The 7,583-nt window shown below is 28.6% G+C and carries 5 protein-coding genes and 1 other annotated feature; all 5 genes read right to left on the bottom strand.

Annotated features, from left to right (window positions below; all coding sequences use genetic code 11):
* Positions 1-111: 111 nt before the first annotated feature.
* The 5 genes from QX51_RS08570 to QX51_RS08550 all read right to left on the bottom strand — a co-directional run bounded on the left by QX51_RS08570 (position 112) and on the right by QX51_RS08550 (position 7,409).
* Complete coding sequence (locus QX51_RS08570) at positions 112-1,359, bottom strand: MFS transporter (RefSeq protein WP_039679499.1); 1,248 nt, start codon at positions 1,357-1,359, stop codon at positions 112-114.
* Positions 1,360-1,545: 186 nt separating this feature from the next.
* Positions 1,546-2,109 (bottom strand): TetR/AcrR family transcriptional regulator, encoded by a 564-nt coding sequence (locus tag QX51_RS08565; protein ID WP_039679498.1) that lies wholly within the window; start codon positions 2,107-2,109, stop codon positions 1,546-1,548.
* Between the two features lie 371 nt (positions 2,110-2,480).
* Positions 2,481-3,485, bottom strand: a complete 1,005-nt coding sequence (gene asnA / locus QX51_RS08560) for an aspartate--ammonia ligase (protein ID WP_039679497.1) — start codon at positions 3,483-3,485, stop codon at positions 2,481-2,483.
* A gap of 65 nt (positions 3,486-3,550) precedes the next feature.
* Positions 3,551-3,799 (bottom strand) — a binding site (T-box leader).
* A gap of 202 nt (positions 3,800-4,001) precedes the next feature.
* Positions 4,002-6,614, bottom strand: coding sequence for a bifunctional acetaldehyde-CoA/alcohol dehydrogenase (gene adhE / locus QX51_RS08555; RefSeq protein WP_039679496.1), 2,613 nt, complete (start codon positions 6,612-6,614; stop codon positions 4,002-4,004).
* 249 nt (positions 6,615-6,863) lie between these two features.
* Positions 6,864-7,409: a helix-turn-helix domain-containing protein gene (locus QX51_RS08550; RefSeq protein WP_039679495.1), complete on the bottom strand. Its 546-nt coding sequence runs from the start codon at positions 7,407-7,409 to the stop codon at positions 6,864-6,866.
* Positions 7,410-7,583: the final 174 nt, after the last annotated feature.

Here is a 7,583-nt window from a genome sequence, read left to right as displayed (position 1 = left end):
GTATGAATTTTATTTCAAAACATTTTAGTATTACACAATAAAATCATTTTTTATTTTTCACATAATAAAAAAGTACTATGACTTTTAGTCATAGTACTTTTTTATATTAAATTATTCAGCTCTTGGCGAAAACATTTTCTTTGATTTTATTATTGAAAATCCATTTAATATATATCCAACTAACCCTATTACTAAAAATATTAAACATGTTGTTTGTAGTCCAACACTACTAGATAATGCCGCAAATATATAAGCTGCAAATGCACTTCCGGCTGCATAGAACACCCCTACTTTAGCCATTTTTTGAGTTCCATCTTTATATCCAAATACATCAGCTGGCATAAAAGCTGGTCCTGATGTAAGTGTATATATAGTTAATCCTGAAAGTATAGGAATAAGGAATCCTAATGAACTACCCATTGGCATAAATGCCATTATAAGTAATGCTAATGTTGTACTTATGGCTGAAAGTATCATTGGTTTAAATGAGCCCAACTTATCAAATAATTTACCTCCACCTATGTTTCCTATCAGACAGGCTAGTCCATAAGTTGATCCAGCTAGTGCCACTCTTGAACCTTCAAATCCCTTTATACTTAATACCGGTATAGCTTGTGTTGATACTGCTACAGATGCAAAGCATAATAATAAAGCACCTATATTAAAAGTCCAGAAATATTTATTTTTCATATTCTCTTTATCAGATAGACCTTCATAAGACATTTGTCCAATATCTTTTTTATCTAAAGCTTCAACTTTTGTAACTTCTCCAGGTTTAGGGAATCTAATAAATAATAGTGCTATAGGTATACCTATAGCAATCATGGCTATTCCTAAGATGATATAAGTTTGTTGCCATCCGTATCTTGCTAATAAGTTAACTACTACTGGTTGTAAAAACACATTTCCTATAGAACCTCCAGCTAAAGCTATTCCTAGGGCTGAACCTCTACCTTCTCCTGGAAACCAGTGTGACATCATTATTGGTAATGATAATCCAGAGTAGAATATTGTACCTACTTGATTAAAGAAAGAACTAACATTAAACATTATTGAGTTTTTAGCTAATCCATACGATGCGAATGCTAATCCGCCTATAATTATACCTACAACATAAATATATTTTATATTAAACTTTTCATAAAAAGTAGCAAAATAAGGATTTAAAAATACTGGAAGCGTTCCAGAAAAATATAAAAGCGTAAATCCAACTTCAGATACAACTCCTGATTGAGATACTGGTATTTGCATTTGACCTTGTAAATTCTGTGCTATACAATAAGTTATTGATTGTATTAATAAACATATAAATACAATAAAGTACTTTTTCCTTTTCTCTTCTTTAGAAACTTGTTGCATAAAAAAACCTCCTACATATTTTACAAAACCTATTATTTTTATGTCTAATCAAAAATTTAAACATTTCTCAACTTTCAGTGCAAAACTATTCTATTAGACGACGTTGCTTAAAATCTTATATTAAATGTACATAAAATAAGATTTCTATCAATATATAGGTTTATTTGTATTATATTATTCGATTTTTTAATGATTCTTATGCAAGGCTGTTCTTAAATCTCCTCCAATTAATCTACTAACTCTAAAAACTATTATTTCTGGATTTACTTTCATAAATGAGTCTACCCAATCTAAGGTAATTCCAACGAATGCATATTTATAAAAGTTAGCAATAAAATTTTTTTCTTCTTCGCATATATTTATTCCCTCTGATTCATCTCTTATAAACCTTAATATTATACGATAAAAAACATTATATAATATTTCATCTAATTTACTTCTTCCTATAGATTGAGATATACTTATAATCATTCTTTTTTCATTTAATACAGATTGTAAAATTGTATAATATACTTTTTCCCACTTATATACAAAATTATTATCATACTCAATGGGATTTTCAAATATTTTATCTAATTCTACAAAAAACATATATTCTAGCAATTCATAAATATCATGAAAGTGATAGTAAAAGGTTTGTCTATTAATATTACAGTCATCAACTAACTGTGTCACCGTTATTTTTTCTAATGGTTTTCTCTTTAATAGGTTCTTTAATGATTCAGCAAGAATTCGTCTTGTATTTGCCATTTATCTGTTACTCCTTATATTATTTAAGTCAATTTTTTTCATAATTCTAATTTTGCATTATATATAATAATTACAATTTTTGAATAAAAAATATAGTTATAATATATCCCTTTTTCTATTTCTAATAACCATTCATCTATTATAGCATTTAACCACTTGTTTTCTAAGTAAATATATAAACTAATAATAAAAGGAGACTCTATAATAATTAGATGGATAATAATTGGTCAAGTACTATATCTAATTCATTTGCTATAGAAGTTTCTAATAGTATCAATATAAAATAAATATGAATTGCTTATCCTTTTGAGTAAAAAAGGTTATAGATAAATTTTCTTTAAAATTTTATCTATAACCTTTTTAATATATTTTTATAATAAAGTTATTCCAGCTTTACTGCATTCTTCAACCATTTCCTGAGGCCAAATTCCTACTTGTACCTCACCTATGTGAGCTTTATTTAAAAAGAACATACATATTCTAGATTGGCCAATTCCTCCACCTATTGTATATGGTAATTTACCATCTAATAAGGCTTTATGGTAATCTAATTCTTTTCTATCTTCACACTTGGCAGCTTTTAATTGTTTTTTTAAAGCTTCTTCATCTACTCTTATCCCCATAGAAGAAAGTTCTATTGCATTATCTAATACTGGGTTATAGAATAATATATCTCCATTTAAATCCCAATCGTCATAGTCTGGACTTCTTCCATCATGCTTATCTCCACTGCTTAATACTTTTCCTATTTGCATTAAGAAAACTGCTTTTTTCTCTTTTACAATAGCATTTTCTCTCTCTTTCGCTGTTAAGTCTGGATACATATCTAGTAATTCCTGAGATGTTATGAAAGTTATTTCTTCTGGCAATATACACTCTACTTCTGGATAAATACTATGAACATGTTCTTCTGTTTCCTTAAAGACCTTATATAAAATTTTCACAACTTTTTTAAGTGTTTCCATCGTTCTATCTTCTTTATTTATTATAAGTTCCCAGTCCCATTGATCAACATATAAAGAGTGTAAGTTATCTAGCTCTTCATCTTTTCTAATTGCATTCATATCAGTGTATAGACCTGTCCCTACAGGAAACCCATACTTTTTAAGGGCCATTCTCTTCCACTTAGCTAAAGAATGTACTATTTCTGCATTTTTTCTTAAATAAGGTACTTGAAAACTTACTGGTTTCTCAACGCCGTTTAAGTTATCGTTTGTTCCTGTTTCAGGTAAAACAAATAATGGAGAAGATACTCTTGTTAATTTTAACCTCTCCCCTAATCTATTTTCAAAAAAGTCCTTTAAATCCTTTATTGCTTGCTGAGTTTCTATAACCCCTAAACTTGTTTCATATCTTTCTGGTATTACTAAACACATATTACTCCACTCCTTTTGATTTATTATTGTGATTTTTCCAATAAAAAAAGCCCTTCATCCTATATAAATAGGACGAAAGGCTAGACTTCCGCGGTACCACCTAATTTAACTTTAATAAAAGTTCAACTCATTCAATATACTAAATAATATATCGCCAAGTAGGTAACGGCTTGGTTCCGACTAAGTCTACTCTCTATTAGATTTCGGTTAGTAGCTCTGGGAGGTTCTTCATTATATACTTTGTACTGGACTCACACCATAACCAGCTCGCTTTAACTCTGTATTATAATTACTCTTCCCTTCATTGCTTTTACAATTTTTTCAATTAATTAATAGTAATGATATATGAATATATGTTTTTTGTCAATAAGTATTTTCAAAAACATTATTTTTCTTTCAAAAAATATTCTTCTTATTTGTTTTTTATGTTTACTTTAATTAGCTTTAATAAAATATTATTTTTATTATCTAAATAATAATATTATTATATGCCAATTTTATATAATTATACTTCTCTTAATATATTTTCATATATATTTCTTCTATTTCACTGACTAATGGCAGTCTTGGATTAACAGAGGTACATTGATCATCAAATGCTTCTAAAGATAATTTTTTTATTGCAGAAAAATATTCATCTCTTTCTATTCCACATTCTTTAATACTCATCGGTTCATTTAATTCTTTCATCAGCTTTTTAATTGCTTCAATTAAATTTTTCACACCTTCTTCAACTGTATCTGTTTTTAATCCCAACATTTTTGCAATTTCACAATACTTCTTATCCGATATAAATGATTTATATTTAGGAAATGCAGTAAATTTGCTTGGTATTTGTGAATTATATTCTATTACATAAGGTAATAATATGGCATTTACCCTACCATGAGGTATATGAAATCTTGCTCCAAGCTTATGAGCTAAAGAATGATTTATTCCTAAAAAAGCATTTGCAAATGCCATTCCTGCCATACAAGAAGCATTATGCATTTTTTCCCTAGCCTCCCTACATTCAGCTGAGTCTCCACCTTTATATGATATTGGTAAATATTTAAATACCATTTCTATAGCTTTTAAAGCCATTGCATCTGTGTAGTCTGTAGCCATTACCGAAACATAAGCTTCTATTCCATGAGTTAATACATCTAGTCCTGTATCTGCAATAACTGATTTTGGCAAACTCATTACAAATTGAGGATCTACTATTGCCACATCTGGTGTCAATTCATAATCAGCTAAAGGATATTTTATATTTTTTTCTTTGTCTGTTATAACTGCAAATGAAGTTACTTCTGATCCTGTCCCCGATGTAGTTGGAATAGCTACTAGTTGAGCTTTTCTTCCCAACTTAGGAAACTTATAAACTCTTTTTCTTATGTCCATAAATTTAAGTCTTAAATCTTCAAAATCAACTTGTGGATTCTCATAAAATAACCACATGCCTTTTGCTGCATCTATTACTGAGCCACCTCCTAAGGCTATTATTGTATCTGGTTTAAATTTAATCATTTCCTGAGCCCCATCTAGTACCGTCTTTACAGATGGATCCACTTCAACCCCTGTAAATCTTTCTATCATAACTGGATTTCTTCTTTTTCTCAATCGGTATTCTATTTTTTCCACATATCCTAAGTCTTCCATTGTCCTGTCTGTAATTATCATTATTCTTTCTGACTTAGGTAATTTTTCCAAATATTGAATAGAACCCATTTCATGATAAATTCTTTCCGGAACTTTAAACCACTGCATACTAACAGTTCTTTTTGTTACCTTTTTCAAATTAATTAAATTAATTGCAGATATATTATCTGTAGTTGAATTATTACCCATAGATCCACAACCTAGAGTTAATGATGGTGTATTCGAATTATATATACCTCCTATAGCACCTTGGCTTGATGGTGTATTTATTAATAGCCTTCCTGTTTTAACTTTATTACTAAATTGCAATATTATATTATCGTTATTTGAATGTATACATGCAGAATGTCCAAGTCCACCAAACTCGGTCATTTCAACACATTTTTCTATGCCTTCATTCGCATTTTTAACTTTTATACATGCTAAAACTGGGCTAAGCTTTTCTTTTGATAAAGGATAATCTTCACCTACTCCACTTATCTCTGCCACTAATATTTTAGTATCTTTAGCTATCTTAAATCCTGACATTTGAGCTATCGTATAAGCATTTTGACCTACAATTTTAGCATTTAATGATTTCGTTTCTTCATTTATAACAGTTTTTTCTAATAACTCTTTTTCCTCATTGTTTACAAAATAGCACTTATTCTTTTTCATTAAAGTAACTACATCTTCATATATCTCATCTTCTATTATTACAGCTTGTTCAGATGCACATATCATACCATTGTCAAATGACTTTGATAGTATTAAATCATTTACTGCTTGATCAATATCTGCGGATTTTTCAATAAAACAAGGAACATTCCCTGGACCTACTCCTAAAGCTGGCTTCCCAGAAGAATATGCTGATTTAACCATTCCTGGACCTCCAGTAGCTAAAATTATAGATATCTCCTTATGTTTCATAAGCTCATTTGATGCTTCTAAAGATGGATTTTCTATCCACTGTATACAGTCTTTTGGAGCTCCTTCTTTTATTGCTGCATCCCTTAATATTTTTGCAGCCTCAGCAGAACATTTTTGAGCTGACGGATGAAAGCTAAATATTATAGGATTCCTTGATTTTATAGAAATCAACGCCTTAAACATGGTAGTTGAAGTGGGGTTAGTAACAGGTGTGACCCCTGCAATTACTCCTATTGGCTCTGCTACCATCATATATCCTTCTTCATTGTTCTCTTCAACTATTCCAACAGTTTTTTTGTATTTTATACTGTTATAAATATATTCTGTTGCAAAAATATTTTTTGTTATCTTATCTTCAAAAATACCCATACCCGTTTCATCTACAGCCATTTGTGCTAACTCTATATGATTATCGAGACCTGCTTTTGCCATGGATTGAACTATTTTATCTATTTCTTCTTGATCCAAATTTAACATGTCTTCCATTGCCACATTAGCTTTTTTAACTAATTCATCAATCATATCTTCTATACTTACTTCTTCATTTTGATTTTCAACTTTTTTTATTTCTTTGCTCATTATGTTAATCCTCGCCAAATATAATTATTTTATTTAAGTTTGTTATATTTTTACGATTAATCACATATTTATACATTTTATATACTTCCACCTTTTCCAAAACTAATTAATATGTAATAAAAGCCCATATTAGTATATATAAAACTAAATAAATTAGCTTATGTCTTTATTAGTTAAATTAAAAGCCTGATATCACAATTAATGATAGTCAGGCCTTTTTAATCAATAAGAAATTTTTAATTTAATATTTTATAAAATAACAGCAAATATAATTTTTGCTTCGAGCTCATTATCATTTTCCCATTTATGCTTCATACCAACAGGAATCTTTACACTGTCTTCTTTCTCTAAATCAAATTTTTCACCATCTAAATGTAAAGTAACTTTTCCCTCTAACACATAAGCAATTTCATATCCATTATGATGAATATAGTCAGTGCATGATGATGATTTAGGTGATAAATTCATGATAGCAAATTCTAAATTATCACTTATTCCAGGTGCTAACATTTCATATATAACATTATCAGCTCCAGGAAGTATTACTTTTTTTCTATTATTTCCTCTTACAATTAAATCTTCTTTCATGACTTCAGAAGTAAAAAAAGTAAATAAAGGTGCATTCAATGCATTAGCTATTGATTTTAATGAATTAACAGATGGATTTGCCAAACCTCTTTCTATTTGACTAAGTAATGATGGTGTAACATCTGCCATCTTTGCTAACTCTCTTATACTTAAATCTTTACTTTTTCTGTATTGTGCTATTTTTTCTCCTATATTTAAATCATTCATTGATATTCTCCTTAAAAAATTATATATTAATCAATCCGTTAATTTTCTTTTTTATTATACCATAATTTCTAAATCTTCAACCTTAATATTAAATATGATTTATTTTATTTAATTATATTTCACACAAAATTATTTTTTCTTTAAAATCTTTCAATTTATTAATTTGTATAAGAA

It is taken from the genome of Terrisporobacter othiniensis (assembly GCF_000808015.1).
In the GTDB taxonomy this organism is placed as follows: Bacteria; Bacillota; Clostridia; order Peptostreptococcales; family Peptostreptococcaceae; genus Terrisporobacter; species Terrisporobacter muris.
Note: the sequence above shows the minus strand (reverse complement) of the source record. Positions and strands in the feature narration are given on the sequence as shown.

What these genes read in the sequence shown, in the direction of transcription:
- QX51_RS08570 (WP_039679499.1), bottom strand. Translation starts at nt 1,359, where the DNA reads ATGCAACAAGTTTCTAAAGAAGAGAAAAGGAAAAAGTACTTTATTGTA.
- QX51_RS08565 (WP_039679498.1), bottom strand. Translation starts at nt 2,109, where the DNA reads ATGGCAAATACAAGACGAATTCTTGCTGAATCATTAAAGAACCTATTA.
- asnA (WP_039679497.1), bottom strand. Translation starts at nt 3,485, where the DNA reads ATGTGTTTAGTAATACCAGAAAGATATGAAACAAGTTTAGGGGTTATA.
- adhE (WP_039679496.1), bottom strand. Translation starts at nt 6,614, where the DNA reads ATGAGCAAAGAAATAAAAAAAGTTGAAAATCAAAATGAAGAAGTAAGT.
- QX51_RS08550 (WP_039679495.1), bottom strand. Translation starts at nt 7,409, where the DNA reads ATGAATGATTTAAATATAGGAGAAAAAATAGCACAATACAGAAAAAGT.